The 16,146-nt window shown below is 67.4% G+C and carries 14 protein-coding genes; 10 read left to right on the forward strand and 4 right to left on the reverse strand.

Annotated elements, in window-relative coordinates:
- The first annotated feature begins 105 nt into the window (after positions 1-105).
- Positions 106-1,017 (forward strand): acetoacetate decarboxylase family protein, encoded by a 912-nt coding sequence (locus K3U94_RS07830; RefSeq protein ID WP_220696144.1) that lies wholly within the window; start codon positions 106-108, stop codon positions 1,015-1,017.
- Between the two features lie 2 nt (positions 1,018-1,019).
- Here K3U94_RS07830 and K3U94_RS07835 read toward each other — a convergent pair whose 3' ends face one another.
- The gene (locus tag K3U94_RS07835; protein ID WP_047320003.1) at positions 1,020-2,366 is read right to left on the reverse strand and encodes an MFS transporter; all 1,347 of its coding nucleotides are present in this window, start codon (positions 2,364-2,366) and stop codon (positions 1,020-1,022) included.
- Positions 2,367-2,543: 177 nt separating this feature from the next.
- Here K3U94_RS07835 and K3U94_RS07840 point away from each other — a divergent pair, with 177 nt between their 5' ends.
- The 5 genes from K3U94_RS07840 (at position 2,544) to K3U94_RS07860 (ending at position 11,063) form a co-directional block, all read left to right on the forward strand.
- The gene (locus K3U94_RS07840; RefSeq protein ID WP_220696145.1) at positions 2,544-3,359 is read left to right on the forward strand and encodes an LppX_LprAFG lipoprotein; all 816 of its coding nucleotides are present in this window, start codon (positions 2,544-2,546) and stop codon (positions 3,357-3,359) included.
- A gap of 152 nt (positions 3,360-3,511) precedes the next feature.
- Positions 3,512-3,976 carry a single-stranded DNA-binding protein gene (locus K3U94_RS07845; protein WP_220696146.1) on the forward strand — a complete coding sequence of 155 codons (465 nt, stop codon included), beginning with the start codon at positions 3,512-3,514 and terminating at the stop codon, positions 3,974-3,976.
- 81 nt (positions 3,977-4,057) lie between these two features.
- Positions 4,058-5,731: an energy-dependent translational throttle protein EttA gene (gene ettA / locus K3U94_RS07850; protein ID WP_047319911.1), complete on the forward strand. Its 1,674-nt coding sequence runs from the start codon at positions 4,058-4,060 to the stop codon at positions 5,729-5,731.
- A gap of 53 nt (positions 5,732-5,784) precedes the next feature.
- A complete protein-coding gene (locus K3U94_RS07855) occupies positions 5,785-10,626 on the forward strand; it encodes an NAD-glutamate dehydrogenase (RefSeq protein WP_220696147.1) in 4,842 nt (1,613 codons plus the stop codon).
- Between the two features lie 29 nt (positions 10,627-10,655).
- The gene (locus K3U94_RS07860; RefSeq protein WP_267878357.1) at positions 10,656-11,063 is read left to right on the forward strand and encodes an acyl-CoA thioesterase; all 408 of its coding nucleotides are present in this window, start codon (positions 10,656-10,658) and stop codon (positions 11,061-11,063) included.
- 18 nt (positions 11,064-11,081) lie between these two features.
- Here the strand turns inward: K3U94_RS07860 and K3U94_RS07865 are convergent, their stop codons facing one another.
- A complete protein-coding gene (locus K3U94_RS07865; RefSeq protein WP_220696148.1) occupies positions 11,082-11,723 on the reverse strand; it encodes a TetR/AcrR family transcriptional regulator in 642 nt (213 codons plus the stop codon).
- Between the two features lie 22 nt (positions 11,724-11,745).
- Between K3U94_RS07865 and K3U94_RS07870 the strand changes: the two genes are divergently transcribed.
- Positions 11,746-12,603, forward strand: a complete 858-nt coding sequence (locus tag K3U94_RS07870; protein ID WP_220696149.1) for an alpha/beta fold hydrolase — start codon at positions 11,746-11,748, stop codon at positions 12,601-12,603.
- A gap of 13 nt (positions 12,604-12,616) precedes the next feature.
- On the opposite strand, the gene K3U94_RS07875 is transcribed toward K3U94_RS07870, so the two are convergent.
- Entirely contained in the window at positions 12,617-14,194 is a 1,578-nt protein-coding gene (locus K3U94_RS07875; protein WP_220696150.1) for a glycoside hydrolase family 13 protein, read from the reverse strand.
- On the reverse strand, positions 14,194-14,592 hold the full coding sequence (locus K3U94_RS07880; RefSeq protein WP_220696151.1) for a globin: 399 nt from the start codon (positions 14,590-14,592) through the stop codon (positions 14,194-14,196). The genes K3U94_RS07875 and K3U94_RS07880 overlap by 1 nt, the downstream gene beginning before the upstream one ends.
- Positions 14,593-14,727: 135 nt before the next feature.
- Here K3U94_RS07880 and K3U94_RS07885 point away from each other — a divergent pair, with 135 nt between their 5' ends.
- From K3U94_RS07885 to K3U94_RS07895, 3 genes are all read left to right on the forward strand, one after another.
- Complete coding sequence (locus tag K3U94_RS07885; protein ID WP_052956925.1) at positions 14,728-15,369, forward strand: HNH endonuclease; 642 nt, start codon at positions 14,728-14,730, stop codon at positions 15,367-15,369.
- A gap of 64 nt (positions 15,370-15,433) precedes the next feature.
- A complete protein-coding gene (ctaJ, locus tag K3U94_RS07890) occupies positions 15,434-15,667 on the forward strand; it encodes an aa3-type cytochrome oxidase subunit CtaJ (protein ID WP_047319917.1) in 234 nt (77 codons plus the stop codon).
- Entirely contained in the window at positions 15,654-16,121 is a 468-nt protein-coding gene (locus tag K3U94_RS07895; protein WP_047319918.1) for a DUF5130 domain-containing protein, read from the forward strand. The genes ctaJ and K3U94_RS07895 overlap by 14 nt, the downstream gene beginning before the upstream one ends.
- The last annotated feature ends 25 nt before the right edge of the window (positions 16,122-16,146 follow it).

Here is a 16,146-nt window from a genome sequence, read left to right on the forward strand (position 1 = left end):
GAAGTAAGCGCCGTCAACATCGGTGTTGCCCGCAAGTGTTGACGGTGCTTACATTGGCGGCCTAGTCTGACGCCGACCCGTCCCTATCCATGAGGAGGAGCCGCCATGTCACCGACCCGGCAGGACACCGTCGAAGTCGACCTGGGTGGGCATCTGGTCGCGGTCCCCAAAGGCGGTCTCTACGACCGGTACCGGATGAACACCGACCTCGACGACGTCGCCGCCGACCCGCGAGTGAGCGGTGTCGATTTCTTCCGGCAGCTGCCCAAGACTCGCGTCGACTCACCGATCGGACCGACGCTCACCCCGAACTTCTACTACCGGATCCGCACCGCCCGGCTGGTCATGCTGGCCAGCACCAGCGCCATCCGTAGCCGGCTGCCAAAAGAATTGGCGCCGTTAGAGATCGGGCCGGGCCTGGGGCTGATCTCGGTGATGTTTTTCCGCTACGACGTGTGCGACATCGACTTCTACACCGAAGCCGCCGTCGCAATCGCGGTGCGACCCGCACGGCATGGCCGGCTCGGGTTCGTAGACCTGCTCGCCGGGCTCGGCAACGACCACCTTCACAGCTACGTGCTGTCCCTGCCGGTGAGCACCGATATCGCGCAGGTACGAGGTCATGTCGGTTATGGGTTCCCCAAGTGGGTCACCGAACTTGACGTCGACATCGACGGTCACCGGGCCACCGCCCGGGTGGCCAACGAGGCTGGCGAGACGGACCTGGCGTTATCGGTGGCCACTCCCGCCCAGATCCGATACCGGACCGGCGACCGGGTCTCCACACTCACCTCGTACACCACTATCCACGGCGCCTGGCACTCCACCCTGAGTCAGACCAACGTGCTCTCGGCCGGTACCGCACGTTTCCCGCGCCATCTCGACCTGCGGGTCGGACGGGGGCGGTTGGCCGACGACCTGCGATCGCTCAAACCGATCCGGACTGTTCAACTCGACGTCACATGCGAAGCGCAACTCGCCCTGCACATGCCCGTTCCCACGTCGGTTCAGAGTTGAGGCTATTCGTGCAGTCCGGCCTGGGCGATCGCCTCGGCCTCCTGCTCGGTGGCCACCGACGGCCCCGAGCCCGGCAACCGTTTGCCGGCCACCTCCGGGGTGAACCACACCGTGATCGCCCCCACGACGCCGGCGCCCATCAGCAGGTAGGCCGGCACCAGTACGTTGCCGGTTCCGGAGACCAGCGTCTCGGCGACCAGGGGAGTGGTGCCACCGAACAGCGAGACCGAAATGTTGAAACCGATCGCCACCGCGAAGTAGCGGACGGTGGAGGGGAACAGGGCGGGCAGCGTTGACGGTGTGGTGGCGTAGAAGCACAGCAGCATCACCCCGATCATCAACACTCCGAGCAGGCGCAGCGCATAGCTGCCGCCCTGGCCGATCAACAGGAACGCCGGCACGGAGCCGACGATCAGCAGGGCGCTGCCGGTCCACAGGATCGGTTTGCGGCCGATGCGATCGGAGAGTCTGGCCAGCGGCACCACCGCGACCAGCATCAGCAGCAGCGCCACCACGATCATCGTCAGTCCGCGGCTGCCGCTGATCCGGCCGACCTGCTTGAAATATGTCGGCAGATAGCCGGTGAGCATGTAGTTGGTGACGTTCTCGGCCAGCACCAGTCCCATGCAGATCAGCAGGCCTCTGCGCTGCCGGGTGACCGTCCGCTGGAACTGTCCCCAACCGTTGCCGCGGGCGGTGTCGCGGTTTTCGTTGAGCTGTTCTAGCTCTTCAAAGACCGGGGACTCGTCGATGCGCAACCGCATGTACAACGCGACGACGGCCAGCGGAACACCCAGCAGGAACGGCACTCGCCAGCCCCACCGCAGCATCTCGGCAACCGGCAGTTGGGACTTCAGGGCGGTCACCACCGCCGCACCCATCACATAACCGCCGAGCGTGCCCAGTGGCAGGAATCCTGCCAGCGCTCCGCGATTGCGGTCGGGGGCGTGTTCGCTGATGTGGGTCATTGCGCCCACGTACTCGCCGCCGGTGGAGAACCCCTGCATGACGCGGGTGACGATGAGCAGGATCGGCGCCCAGATCCCGATGTCCTCGTAGGACGGCAGCAGGCCGGTGATCGTGGTGCCGACGGCCATCAGCGTGACGGTCATGATCAAGATCCGTTTGCGGCCGATGCGGTCGCCCAGCGCGCCGAAGATGATGCCGCCGAACGGCCGGACCGCGAATGCCGCCGCCATGGTTCCGAACGTGGCGATCAGGCCCGCCGCGCTGGAGCTGTCGCTGGGGTAGAAGACCTGCGCGATCGTGGTGGCCAGGAAGCCGTAGATGCCGAAGTCGTACCACTCCATGAAGTTGCCGATCGCGGTCCCCGCGATCGAGCGCTGCATGGCCGCCGGGTCCGAGACCCGGATGTCGTCGCGTGCCCATGTGCTGCGGTTCGTGTGTTCACCGCTGCCGGACCGGCCTTTGGTACCCACCGCAAGCAACGTATACCAACCGCCCGCCCACTTCTCGCCGCACAGCAGGAGCTGCCCGGCCGGGCGGGTGGCCTCTACGATGGCGGCATGCGCAGGCTCCCAGGCGTCCTGACCGTGGTCAGCGCTGCTGCTGCCCTGGTCGCCGGTTGCTCAGCCACCCCCTCGCCGCAGGCTCCGACGGATGCGCCGGCATCCGCCGCTCCGACGATCTCCGCCACGACTGCGCCAACCTCATCGGTGCCGTCATCCACCGCGTCGCCGTCGCCGTCGTCGTCGTCGTCGTCGAAGAAGTCCACCGAGCCGCTGCCGGACGCAGCGGCGATCCTGAAGGAGTCCAGCGCCACCACCGCGGAACTCGAGACCGTGCGCCTGTCGCTGTCGGTGACCGGCAACATCGAGAACATGCCGGTCACGGCGCTCGACGCCGACGTGACTCAGCAGCCGGGCCCCGCGGCAAAGGGCTACGCCAAGATCGCCTACCGGGGCGCTCCGGCCTATGTCGCGTTCGTGGTGTTCGGCGGCGACTTCTACGTCTCGCAGGAGCACGGCCGCTGGATCGACTACGGTCCCGCCGCGAACTTCTATGACGCGGCCAACATCCTGAGCCCCGACACCGGGCTGGCCGGCATGCTGACCGATTTCGTCGATCCCGAGGTCCAGGAGCGCGAGACCGTCGATGACGTGCACACCGTCCGGATCACCGGCGAGGTGTCGGCTGACGTGGCGAAGAAGATCGTGCCGCAGCTGCACGCCACCAAACGGACCGCGTGCACGGTCTGGATCCAGGAGACCGGTGATCACCACCTGGTCGCGCTGGAGCTGGCCGCCGGCGAGGACGCGTCGGTGACGATCACCTTCTCGAACTGGAATGCGCCGGTGACTGTCGGCAAGCCGCGCACCTAGGTGCCCGGCGAGGTTATCCCCAATCCGCTGTTCTTCCCCAGTTGCCGTTGCGCGCGACGGCCGGCCCGGGTTCGTTGTCGGGCCCGCCCGGCCCAATGGGTGCAGCACCGGCGAGCCCGTTCGGCCCGCCGCAACCAGGAAGGAATCATGCAATGTACGAGACTTTGTTGACCGTGATCGGCAACGTCGCAACAGACCCGATCCGGCGCCGGGTGGGTGAGCACGAATTGATCAAGTTCCGGGTCGCCAGCAACTCTCGCCGACGCGGTGCCGACGGCAGCTGGGAGACCGGTAACTCGCTGTTCGTGACGGTCAACTGCTGGGACAGGTTGGTCACCGGGGTGGGAGCGTCGCTGAGTAAGGGATTGCCGGTGATCGTGGTGGGGCATGTCTTCACCAGCGAGTACGAGGACAAGGACGGGGTTCGCCGCTCGTCGGTGGAGCTGCGCGCGACCGCGGTGGGCCCCGACCTGGCGCGGTGCGCGGCCCGGGTGGAGAAGATCATCGCCGCCGGACCGGACAGCCCGCCCGCTGCCGCCCGTAGCGACGAGGCCGACGACCCGGATTCCGCCGAGGAGGACGCCGACGCCGATGAGGGGATGGCGCTCACCGCCTGAGAGCAGCCGACGGCGGTGCCGGGGTTACCCCCTAGGATGGTCAGCGAGCAAATTCGCGAGACCAGGAGGCGACACCCCGGCATGGCTGAGTTCATCTACACGATGAAGAAGGTGCGCAAAGCACACGGCGACAAAGTCATCCTCGACGACGTGACGCTGAACTTCCTGCCCGGCGCCAAGATCGGTGTCGTCGGTCCCAACGGCGCCGGCAAGTCCAGCGTCCTGCGGATCATGGCTGGGCTGGACAAAGCGAACAACGGCGACGCCTTCCTGGCGCCCGGTGCCACCGTCGGCATCCTGTTGCAGGAGCCGCCACTGGACGACACCAAGACCGTCCGGGAGAACGTCGAAGAGGGCGTGCCGATCAAAGCCAAGCTCAATCGGTACAACGAGGTCGCCGAGCTGATGGCCACCGACTACACCGATGAGCTGATGGAAGAGATGGGCAAGCTTCAGGAGGAGCTTGACGCCGCCGACGCCTGGGACATCGATTCGCAGCTCGAACAGGCGATGGACGCGCTGCGCTGCCCGCCGCCCGACGAGCCCGTCACCCACCTCTCCGGGGGTGAGCGCCGGCGGGTGGCGCTGTGCAAACTGCTGCTGAGCAAGCCCGACCTGCTGCTCCTTGACGAGCCCACCAACCACCTCGACGCCGAGAGCGTGCTGTGGCTCGAGCAGCACCTGGCCTCCTACCCGGGCGCCATCCTCGCGGTCACCCACGACCGCTACTTCCTCGACAACGTGGCGCAGTGGATCCTGGAGCTCGACCGCGGCCGGGCCTACCCCTACGAGGGCAACTACTCGACCTACCTGGAGAAGAAGGCCGACCGCCTCGAGGTGCAGGGCAAGAAGGACCAGAAGCTGCAGAAGCGGCTCAAGGACGAACTCGCCTGGGTGCGCTCGGGTGCCAAGGCCCGCCAAGCCAAGAACAAGGCCCGCCTGCAGCGGTACGAGGAGATGGTGGTCGAGGCGGAGAAGACCCGCAAGCTCGACTTCGAGGAGATCCAGATCCCGGTCGGACCGCGGCTGGGCAACCTGGTGGTGGAGGTCGAACACCTCGACAAGGGCTTCGGCGGGCGGCTGTTGATCAAGGATCTGTCGTTCACGCTGCCGCGCAACGGCATCGTCGGCGTGATCGGTCCCAACGGCGTCGGCAAGACCACCCTGTTCAAGACGATCGTCGGTCTGGAAAAGCCGGACAGCGGCACGGTCAAGGTCGGCGACACGGTCAAGTTGAGCTACGTCGACCAGAACCGTGCCGGCATCGACCCGAAGAAGACGGTCTGGGAAGTTGTCTCCGACGGCTTGGACTACATCGAGGTCGGGCAGAACGAGATCCCGTCGCGGGCCTACGTCTCGGCGTTCGGGTTCAAAGGCCCCGATCAGCAGAAGCCTGCCGGTGTGCTCTCCGGTGGTGAACGCAACCGGCTGAACCTGGCGTTGACCCTCAAGCAGGGCGGCAACCTGATCCTGCTGGACGAGCCGACCAACGACCTCGATGTCGAAACGCTCGGTTCACTCGAGAACGCCCTCGAACAGTTCCCGGGATGCGCCGTGGTCATCAGCCACGACCGCTGGTTCCTGGACCGCACCTGCACCCACATCCTGGCGTGGGAGGGTGACGACGACAACGAGGCCAAGTGGTTCTGGTTCGAGGGCAACTTCGGTGCCTACGAGGAGAACAAGGTGGAACGGCTCGGCGCCGAAGCGGCGCGTCCGCATCGAGTGACCCACCGCAGGCTCACCCGCGACTAATGTTGGCTCGGTAGCGGCGCTGCCGGAGCTGACACCAGTCAGGAGGGGTGGGGATGACAAAGTCCACCAAGGAATCGACCGCGTGGACAACATTTCCCGATCCCTCTGAGCCGCAAGGCATTCCTGCTTGGGTGTCGGCCGCCTATGTCGAGACCTATCGCGGGTCGCACAGCGACTCTTTGGTCAGCGACGAACCGTCGGGCACCGATCCGGCCAGCCGGGCCGCCGCCGTCGCCGTCGTGACCCCGGCGCTGCTGGCCGCGCACGCCCGGCTGGCGCAGCACCGGCAAGCCGGTGAGACCCGCGTTGCGGTGTACCCCGCCGACGATCCGGCTGGTTTCGGGCCGGCACTGCAGGTGGTCACCGAGCACGGCGGCATGCTGATGGACTCGGTGGCGGTGCTGCTGCACCGGCTCGGGGTGGCCTACGTCGGGATCATGACGCCGGTGTTCACCGTGCAGCGCGATGCGGCCGGGGAACTGCGCTCGGTGGAACCAAGATCCGCAGACGGCTCCGCGGGGGCTGAGGCCTGGATCCATGTCCAGCTTTCACCGACGGTCACCCGCAACACCCTCGCCGAGACCGAACGGCTGCTGCCCGATGTGATGGCCGACGTCCGCCAGGTCGCGATCGACTCCACGGCGATGCGCAGCGCGCTCACCGAGCTGGCGGCCGACGTCGAAGCCAACGCGCACGGGCATTACACCGCGCCGGACCGCGAGGATGTCGCCGCACTGCTGCAGTGGCTGGCCGACGGGCACTTCGTGCTGCTGGGTTACCAGAGCGGTGTGGTGCGCGATGGGCAGGTCTTGGTCGAAGATGCCGCCCGGCTGGGAGTGCTGCGGCTGCGTAAGTCCTTGCGGCCCAGGCTCACCGGCGATAACCTGCTGACCCTGGCGCAGGCCACCGTGCCCAGCTACATGCGATTCAGTTCGCGCACCTATGTGGTGGTGATCCGCGAGGACACCGGCGACAGCATCGTCGCGCACCGCTTCGTCGGTCTGTTCACCGCCGGCGCCATGAATGCCGACGTCTTCGAGATACCGGTCATCTCACACACCGTCCGCCACGCCCTGGCCCTGGCGGAGAAGGAGCCCGGCCACCCCGGGCAGCTGCTGCTCGACATCATCCAAACGGTCCCGCGCTCAGAGCTTTTCGCGATCGACGCGGAGCAGTTGCTGAACATGGCGATGGCGGTCTCCGACCTGGGCGCGCGGCGCGGAACCCTGTTGTTCCTGCGCGGCGACCGGACCGGGCGCTTTGTGTCCTGCCTGGTGTACCTGCCCCGGGACCGCTACACCACCGCGGTGCGGTTGCACATGGAGGACATCCTGATCCACGAGTTCGGTGGGGTAGGGCTGGAATACAGCGCGCGCGTCAGCGAAGCGCCGTGGGCGCTGCTGCATTTCATGGTCCGCTTGTCCGACGATCCCGACGCCCGTTCGGTCGACACCGGCGAGTCCAACCGGGTCCGGATCCAGGCGCTGCTGGCCGAGGCCACCCGCACCTGGGGAGACCGGTTGCTCGAGACGGCGGCGCAGGACTCCATAGACGCCGACGTGGCCGAACACTATGCCGCCGCCTTCGGCGAAATCTACAAGCAGGCTGTCACTCCAGCCGAAGCCGTCGGCGACATCGCCATCATCGAGCGGCTTACCTCCGACTCGGTCAAGTTGGTGTTCTCCGACTACGGCGAGGCCGACGGAAGTCAGTTGGCCTGGTTCCTCGGCGGGCACGGTGCGTCGCTGAGCCAACTGCTGCCGATGCTGCAGTGCATGGGGGTGGCGGTGCTCGAAGAGCGGCCGTTCACCGTCACCCGGGCTGACGGCCTGCAGGTGTGGATCTACAAGTTCAAGGTGTCCGCGCACCCCACCATCGAGATCCCGGCGACCGGCGCCGAGCGGGACGACGCCCAACAGCGGTTCGCCGACGGGGTGACCGCGATCTGGGAGGGCCGGGTCGAGCCCGACCGATTCAACGAACTGGTGCTGCGCGCCGGGCTGAACTGGCAACAGGTGGTGGTGCTGCGCGGTTACGCCAAATACCTGCGCCAGGCCCGTTTTCCCTACAGCGAGAACCACATCGCCTCGGTGCTCAACGAGTATCCGGGTATCGCGCGTGCCCTGGTGGCGCTGTTTGAGGCATTGTTCGACCCATCCCGCACGCACCGCAACCGTGACGCGCAAGCCGCAGCCGCTGACGTCGCGGCCGGCATCGACGCGGTGGTGAGCCTGGACACCGACCGGGTGCTGCGTGCATTCGCCTCGCTGATTCAAGCCACCCTGCGTACCAATTACTTTGTCACCCGGTCTGATTCGGCACGGGCACGTAACGTGCTGGCGCTCAAGCTGGATGCCGGCCTGATCGACGAGTTGCCGCTGCCGCGGCCGAAGTTCGAGATCTTCGTCTACTCACCCCGTGTCGAGGGCGTGCACCTGCGGTTCGGCTTCGTATCGCGCGGCGGGCTGCGCTGGTCCGACCGACGCGAGGACTATCGCACCGAGATCCTCGGCCTGGTCAAAGCGCAAGAGGTCAAGAACGCCGTCATCGTCCCGACCGGAGCCAAAGGCGGGTTCGTGGTCAAACACCCACCGACGCCCAGTGGTAACCCGGTCGCGGATCGCGAGGCGGCCCGCGACGAAGGGATCGCCTGCTACACGCTGTTCATCTCCGGCCTGCTCGACGTCACCGACAACGTCGACCACGCCACCGGTGCGGTCAGCGCGCCGCCGCAGGTCGTGCGTCGTGACGGAGACGACGCGTACCTGGTGGTGGCCGCCGACAAGGGGACCGCCAGCTTCTCCGACATCGCCAACGACGTTGCCAAGTCCTACGGCTACTGGCTGGGTGACGCGTTCGCGTCCGGCGGGTCGGTCGGCTACGACCACAAGGAGATGGGCATCACCGCCAAGGGCGCGTGGGAGTCGGTCAAGCGGCACTTCCGGGAGATGGGAATCGATACCCAGACCGAGGATTTCACCGTCGTGGGAGTCGGCGACATGAGCGGCGACGTGTTCGGCAACGGCATGCTGCGCAGCGAACACATCCGGCTGGTGGCCGCCTTCGACCACCGGCACATCTTCCTTGACCCCGACCCCGACCCCGCCCGGTCTTTCGCCGAGCGTCAGCGGATGTTCGACCTGCCCCGCTCCAGCTGGGACGACTACGACAAGTCGCTGATCAGCGCCGGTGGTGGTGTCTACCCGAGAGACCTGAAATCCGTGCCGGTCAGCCCGCAGGTCGCCGGCGTGCTGGGTCTCGACGAGAACATCACCGAGCTCACCCCGCCGGTGCTGATCCGGGCCATTCTGCGGGCTCCCGTCGACCTGCTGTTCAACGGCGGCATCGGCACCTACGTCAAAGCCGAGTCCGAATCCGACGCCGATGTGGGCGACCGTGCCAACGACCAGGTCCGGGTCAACGGAAACCAGGTGCGCGCCAAGGTGATCGGCGAAGGCGGAAACCTCGGCGTCACGCCCCTGGGCCGCGTCGAATTCGACTTGGCCGGTGGGCGGATCAACACCGACGCGCTGGACAACTCCGCCGGAGTCGACTGCTCCGACCACGAGGTCAACATCAAGATCCTGATCGACGCCCTGGTCACCGTCGGCAAGGTCGACGCCGCAGACCGGCCGCAACTGCTGGCGTCGATGACCGACGAGGTCAGCGCGCTGGTGCTGGCCGACAACACCGCCCAGAACGACCTGATGGGCACCAGCCGGGCCAACGCCGCGAGCCTGCTGCCGGTGCACGCCGATCAGATCCGGCACCTGGTGGCCGACCGCGGCCTCAACCGTGAACTGGAAGCGTTGCCGTCGGAGAAGGAGATCGCTCGACGCGCCGAGGCCGGGCTGGGCCTGGCCTCACCGGAGTTGGCGACCCTGATGGCGCACGTCAAGCTGACCCTGAAAGCGGCGGTGCTGGCCACCGACTTACCGGAACAGGATGTGTTCGCCGCACGGTTGCCGCGGTATTTCCCGCAGGTGCTGCAGCAGCGCTTCGGCGCCGAGATCCGCCAACATCAACTGCGCCGCGAAATCGTCACCACGATGCTGATCAACGATGTGGTGGACACCGCAGGCATCACCTACGCCTTCCGGATCACCGAGGACGCGGGCGTCGAGCTGATCGACGCCGTGCGTGCCTACGTCGCGACCGACGCCATCTTCGGGGTGGGCGACCTGTGGCGCCGCATCCGCGCCGCCGGTGAGCAAGACGGCCTGCCGGTCGCGGTGACCGACCGGATGACGCTGGACCTGCGGCGGCTCATCGACCGGGCCGGCCGTTGGCTGCTCAACTACCGCCCGCAGCCGCTGGCGGTGGGCGCCGAGATCAATCGGTTCGCCCAGCAGGTCGCCGCGCTGTCACCTCGGATGTCGGACTGGCTGCGCGGCGACGACGCCGACATCGTGGCCAAACACATCGGCGAGTTCGCGGCTCAGGGCGTGCCCCGCGGCCTGGCTTCCGACGTCGCCCACGGCTTGTACCGCTACAGCCTGCTCGACATCATCGACATCGCCGATATCACCGAACGCGACGCCGACGAGGTCGCCGACACCTACTTTGCGCTGATGGATCGGCTGGGCACCGACGGGCTGCTGACCGCGGTCGCCCAGCTGCCCCGTGACGACCGCTGGCATGCCTTGGCGCGGTTGGCGATCCGCGACGACATCTACAATTCGGTGCGGTCGCTGTGCCTGGATGTGCTGGCGGTCGGGGAACCGGACGAGGACGGGATGCAGAAAATCACCGAATGGGAATCGACCAACGCCTCGCGCGTGGAGCGGGCACGGCGCACGCTGACCCAGATCTACGAATCCGACCAGCGGGATCTGGCGACGCTGTCGGTGGCGGCGCGGCAGATCCGGAGCATGACGCGCGGGGCGGCGTCGTGAGTCCGGCAGGCGAATCCACCGGTGCGCCGGTGGGCTTCGTGGCATCGGTTCCGGTGCGCTGGTCGGACATCGACATGTACCAGCACGTGAACCACGCGACCATGGTGACGATGCTCGAAGAGGCGCGGGTTCCGTTCCTGTCGCCGGCCTTCGCGGTCGACATCACCAGCGTCGGTCTCCTGATCGCCGAGGTGAAAGTCGCCTACAAAGGGCAGCTGCGGCTGACGGACTCGCCACTGCAGGTGACGATGTGGGTGTCGCGGCTGCGCACGGTGGACTTCACCATCGGCTACGAGGTGCGCTCGGCGCACGCCGCCCCGGATTCGCGGCCCGCCGTGATCGCCGAAACACAGGTGGCCACCTTCAGCATTGACGAGCAGAAGCTGGTGCGGCTGTCCGCCGACCATCGCGCCTATCTGGAGAAATTCATCCGCTGAGCGCGCCTACGCGGCTGGTCAACCCTCGGTGAGCATCGCGTCGAGCAGCCGTTGGATGACGGTGCTCACGTCGGCTCGGGTCTGCTCGGGGTCGTCGGCTGTCGCGATCACCATCGCCGCTTCGTCGAGCGCGCCGATCAGAACGTGGGCGAGCGCGCGGACGGGCTGGTGGGGGAGTTGTCCGGCCTGCATGGCTTCGCTGAGCAGCTGTTCGGTCATGCCCAGGCTGTAGCGCTGGGCGACGTCGCGAAAGCCGTCCCAACCCAGCACGGTGGGTGCATCGAGCAGGACGAGTTGACGCACCTCCGGATCCTTGGCCACCACCAGCCAATTCTCGGCGGCTGACCGCAGCGCAGCAGCGGGTGTGGTTGCCCCGGATGCGGCGACCGCTTCGGCGAGGCGCGCCATGACGTCCGCCTCCACGGCCTCCACGACCGCCAGGAAAAGTGCTGCCTTGTCCGGGAACTGGTGATACATCGCGCCGCGGGTCACCCCGGCGGCCTCGGCGATCTCCGGGGTCCCCACGGCCGCGTAGCCACGCGCACCCCACAGTTTGCGGGCCGCACTGGTCAGGGCGGCACGGGTGGCGGCTGACCGCTCCGCTTGGGTCCGACGCTTGATTTCCGTACAGGCTGTCGGTAAGTTGTCGGCAGGTTGCACGTAACTATGTTAGGAGCATCCAATGCCCACCGTTGACATTGACGCCGGAACAATCCACTACGACACCGCGGGCCCCCAGGACGGCCGCCCGGTGCTGTTCATCCACGGCTACGCCATGGGCGCCTCGCTGTGGGGGCCGCTGAGCGCGCGCCTGGCAGCGCGAAATCTGCGCTGCATCGCCCCGAACTGGCCGCTGGGCGCGCACCCGAGCGCGTTGCGGAGCGGAGCTGATCGAACCCTGCCGGGGATCGCCGCAATGGTGGACGCGTTCCTGGGCGCGCTCGGCCTGGAGGATGTGGTGTTGGTCGGCAACGACACCGGAGGCCTGATCAGCCAGCTGGTCGCGGTCAACCACCCGGATCGGCTCGGGGCGCTGGTGTTGACCAGCTGCGACGCCTTCGAGCATTTCCCGCCGCCCATTCTGAAGCCGTTCATGCTGGCCGCGAAGACGGCGATCACCTTCCGTGCTGCGCTACAGCCGATGCGGCTGCGGGTGTTCCGTCGCCGCGGCTACGGCGCGCTGTCGCACGGCGACATCGACCAGCTGGTGAAAGCGTGGGTGAAACCCGCGCTGGGTGATGCCGCGGTCGTCGAAGACCTCCGTCAGCTCACCAGGTCGCTGAACCAGCAGATCTCCCTGGACGCCGCGGCGCGACTGCACGAGTTCACCAAGCCGGCCCTGATCGCCTGGTCTACCGATGATGTGTTCTTTCCCGTCGAGGACGGCAGGCGCCTCGCCGCGACGCTGCCCAACTCCCGCTTCGAACTCATCGAAGGTGCGCGCACGTTCTCGATGATCGATCAGCCGGACCGGCTGGCAGATCTGGTCGCCGAATTCGCCAGCACCGCAAGCGGTCCGGGAGTCCGTGAACGACGGTGAGGTGACCGGCCGGTCAGACCAGCCACGCGGCGGTGTTGGGCGGCAAGACACCGCCCGTCGCCGGCGCGCTGGCCAAGACCAGTTGTCCCTCCGGAAGATCGACCGCACGGTCGCCGGCATTCAGCGCGCATACCAGCCCGCCGCGCCGGAAGATGAGCATTCCGGGCAGCGCCTCCAGCCAATCGACCCGCGACCCGGTTAGCGCGTTTCTGCTCCTGCGTATTGCCAGCGCCTGCCGGAACAGCGACAGCGTCGAGTTGCGTTCGCTGCGTTGTTTGCCGACGGTCAGCGACGCCCAGTCCGGCGGCATCGGCAGCCAGGTGTTGGGGTTGTCGGAGAAGCCGAACGCCGGTCTGTCACCGGACCATGGCAGCGGCACCCGGCAGCCGTCACGACCGCGTTCGGTGTGCCCGGAGCGCTCCCACACCGGGTCCTGCAGGGCCGAATCGGGCAGCTCGACGTTCGGCAGGCCCAACTCCTGGCCGTTGTAGACGAACACCGCGCCGGGCAGGGCCAACAGCACCAGGGCCATGGCCCGCGCCCGGTCCAGCCCGACGGTCCCGCCGCCGTAGCGGGTGACCGCCCGCTCGACGTCGTGGTTCTCCAGCGCCCAGGTGGCGCTGGCGCCCACCGACGCGACGGCGGCCAGCGAGTTGTCGATCGCATCGCGGATCTCTGTGGCTTCGAAGTCGGCTTGCAGCAGCCGGAAGTTGAAAGCCAGGTGCAGCTCGTCGGGCCGCAGGTACTCGGCGAACGCAGCGTTGTCGTGTACCCAGACCTCGCCCACGCTGACCGCGTCGGGGTAGTCATCGATGACCCGGCGAATCGCCCGGTGGATCGGGTGCACTCCCGGACGGTTGAACCGCGGGTCGTCGTCACGGTGGGCCAGCAGCTTCACATCGGTGACCGGCATGTCCGGCAGGCCGGCCGGCTTGGCCATGCCGTGCGAGACATCGATCCGGAAGCCGTCCACGCCGCGGTCCAACCAGAACCGCAGGGTTCGCTCGAAATCGGCGAACACCTCCGGGTTGTCCCAGTTCAGATCCGGTTGTGACACATCGAACAGGTGCAGGTACCACTGGCCCGGGCCGTCGGGTTCGGCGACCCGCGTCCAGGCCGGGCCGCCGAAGACCGACACCCAGTTGTTGGGCGGCAGCTGGCCGTCGGGCCCGCGCCCGTCCCGGAAGAAGTAGCGGTCCCGCGCGGGGCTGCCCGGCCTGGCGGCCAGTGCCTCGACGAACCAGGGATGCGCCGAACTGGTGTGGTTGGGCACCAGGTCCATGGTCAGCTTGATTCCCCGCTCGTGCGCGGCGGCCACCAGCCGATCCAGCGCCGCCAGGTCACCGAAGAGCGGATCGATGCCACGCGGATCTGCCACGTCGTAGCCGTGGTCGGCCATCGGCGACACCATCACCGGGTTGAGCCACAGCGCGTCGACGCCCAGCCACCGCAGGTAGTCCAGGTGTGCGGTCACCCCGTCCAGGTCGCCGACCCCGTCGGAGTTGCTGTCGGCGAACGAGCGGGGATACACCTGGTAGAACACACTGTCGGCCCACCACGGGGTGTGGCCGGGGCGGTCGTGTGTGGCCATCAGATCGGCGCGTTGACCAGGAAGTCGGCCGCCGAATGCAGATACTGCAGCAGTTCGCCGCGGTGTGCGTCGTCAAGGGTGTCGCTGTCGATCTCGTTGACCGCGGTCACCATGTTGCGCAGCCACGCATCACGCTGCAGCGGGCCGATCCGGTAGGGGACATGGCGCATCCGCAGCCGCGGGTGGCCGCGAAGCTCGGTGTAGGTGCGCGGTCCGCCCCAGTACTGCTCGAGGAACATCCGTAACCGCTCCTCGGCGCCGTCCATGTCGTCGGCGGGGTACATCGGCCGCAGGATCGGATCCTGGGCGACCAGTTGGTAAAACCGCGACACGATGGCGTGGAACGTTTCCGCACCGCCGACGGCGTCATAAAACGAGGGCTCTTCTATCGGCTGCATCGCCTCCCATTGTGGGGCATCGCCGGCGCCTACCGGTGAACACACAGCAAATAGGCGTGCGACCAGCGCCGAATCATGGTGAACTGTTCGGCGGAGGTCAATGGTGCGACACCTAAACCGGCTGCAAGACCGGATATGAAACGTCGGGGCCACCGCACCCCCGGTGCCCCACCGGCGAGCCTGAGCGGGCTTGCCGCCGCCCCATGCCTGCATTCGGTCGCCACTTCCGGTTCTGGGACCGGCAATGACGCCGTCTCGATCTGGACGCGCCGGCGAGTACTGCTGCTGAACTCCACCTTCGAGCCGTTGACGGCGCTTCCGCTGCGGCGTGCCGTAGTCATGCTGATCTGCGGCAAGGCCGACATCGTGCACGACGATCCGGCCGGACCGGTCATCCACTCGGCGACCCGGTCGGTGCCGGTGCCCTCGGTGATCCGGCTGCGGAACTACGTCCGGGTGCCCTACCGGGCTCGGATCCCGTTGACCCGCGCCGCGCTGATGCACCGAGACCAACACAGCTGTGCCTACTGCGGCGGCAAGGCCGACACCGTCGACCACGTGGTGCCGCGCAGCCGCGGCGGCGACCACTCCTGGGAGAACTGCGTGGCCGCCTGCTCGACCTGCAACCACCGCAAGGCGGACCGGTTGCTCACCGAGATCGGCTGGACGCTCCGGCTGGTGCCGACCTCGCCCAAGGGCCAGCATTGGCGGTTGCTGGCGGTGATCCACGATCTCGATCCGGTGTGGATGCGCTATCTGGGTGAAGGCGCGGCCTGACCTGGTCGCCGTATCGGGCCGGGTTGTTGCACCGGGCAGGTAGCGGTGGGATACCGTCTACGGCGTGAGCCTGTTGGAAACCCTCGGCATCTTCATCGGCATCCCGGTAGCAGTGTTCGCACTGCTGGCCGCACGGACCCTGTTGCACAAGGGGCCGCGCGCGGCCACCTACCAGATGTCCGAGCAGTGGACACACCCGCCGATCCTGTGGTCGGCGACCGACGAGGCCATTGGCGGCGGACACGGCCACGGCAAATCCGAGTTCAGCGTGGGGGGTGGAACCAGTGGCAACTGGTGAAGTCGTGACGATCGATCCGGCGGACCTGCCGTACGGCTCGGTGATCACCAACAGCGGCCGGATCTCCGGGGTCACTGAGCCCGGCGAGGCGTCGTTGCACTACCCGTTCCCGGTCAAGGAACTGGTGGCTCTCGACGAGGCACTGACCTACGCGTCGCGGGCGACTCAGGCGCGTTTCGCCACCTACATCGGCGACTTGGGTGCTGACACCGCCGAGCGGGCCCGCGAGATTCTGGCGAAGGTGCCCACCCCCAACGACGCGGTGCTCATCGCGGTCTCACCGGACCAGAAGGCCATCGAGGTGGTCTACGGTGCCGGCGTGGCTGACCGTATTGCCCCAGCGGCGGCACCGCAGGGTGTGGCCGCGGCGGCTGCGGCGTTCCGCGACGGCAACCTGATCGACGGACTGGTCAGCGCGGTTCAGGTGATCAGCGCCGGCGTCACCCGGGCCTGACGGCTGCCCTTATCGGTTCGGCGAG

Source organism: Mycolicibacter heraklionensis (assembly GCF_019645815.1).
Classification (GTDB): Bacteria; Actinomycetota; Actinomycetes; order Mycobacteriales; family Mycobacteriaceae; genus Mycobacterium; species Mycobacterium heraklionense.

What these genes read in the sequence shown, in the direction of transcription:
- K3U94_RS07880 (WP_220696151.1), bottom strand. Translation starts at nt 14,592, where the DNA reads ATGCAGCCGATAGAAGAGCCCTCGTTTTATGACGCCGTCGGCGGTGCG.
- K3U94_RS07830 (WP_220696144.1), top strand. Translation starts at nt 106, where the DNA reads ATGTCACCGACCCGGCAGGACACCGTCGAAGTCGACCTGGGTGGGCAT.
- ettA (WP_047319911.1), top strand. Translation starts at nt 4,058, where the DNA reads ATGGCTGAGTTCATCTACACGATGAAGAAGGTGCGCAAAGCACACGGC.
- K3U94_RS07855 (WP_220696147.1), top strand. Translation starts at nt 5,785, where the DNA reads ATGACAAAGTCCACCAAGGAATCGACCGCGTGGACAACATTTCCCGAT.
- K3U94_RS07835 (WP_047320003.1), bottom strand. Translation starts at nt 2,366, where the DNA reads ATGCAGCGCTCGATCGCGGGGACCGCGATCGGCAACTTCATGGAGTGG.
- K3U94_RS07875 (WP_220696150.1), bottom strand. Translation starts at nt 14,194, where the DNA reads ATGGCCACACACGACCGCCCCGGCCACACCCCGTGGTGGGCCGACAGT.
- K3U94_RS07885 (WP_052956925.1), top strand. Translation starts at nt 14,728, where the DNA reads ATGAAACGTCGGGGCCACCGCACCCCCGGTGCCCCACCGGCGAGCCTG.
- K3U94_RS07845 (WP_220696146.1), top strand. Translation starts at nt 3,512, where the DNA reads ATGTACGAGACTTTGTTGACCGTGATCGGCAACGTCGCAACAGACCCG.
- K3U94_RS07870 (WP_220696149.1), top strand. Translation starts at nt 11,746, where the DNA reads ATGCCCACCGTTGACATTGACGCCGGAACAATCCACTACGACACCGCG.
- K3U94_RS07840 (WP_220696145.1), top strand. Translation starts at nt 2,544, where the DNA reads ATGCGCAGGCTCCCAGGCGTCCTGACCGTGGTCAGCGCTGCTGCTGCC.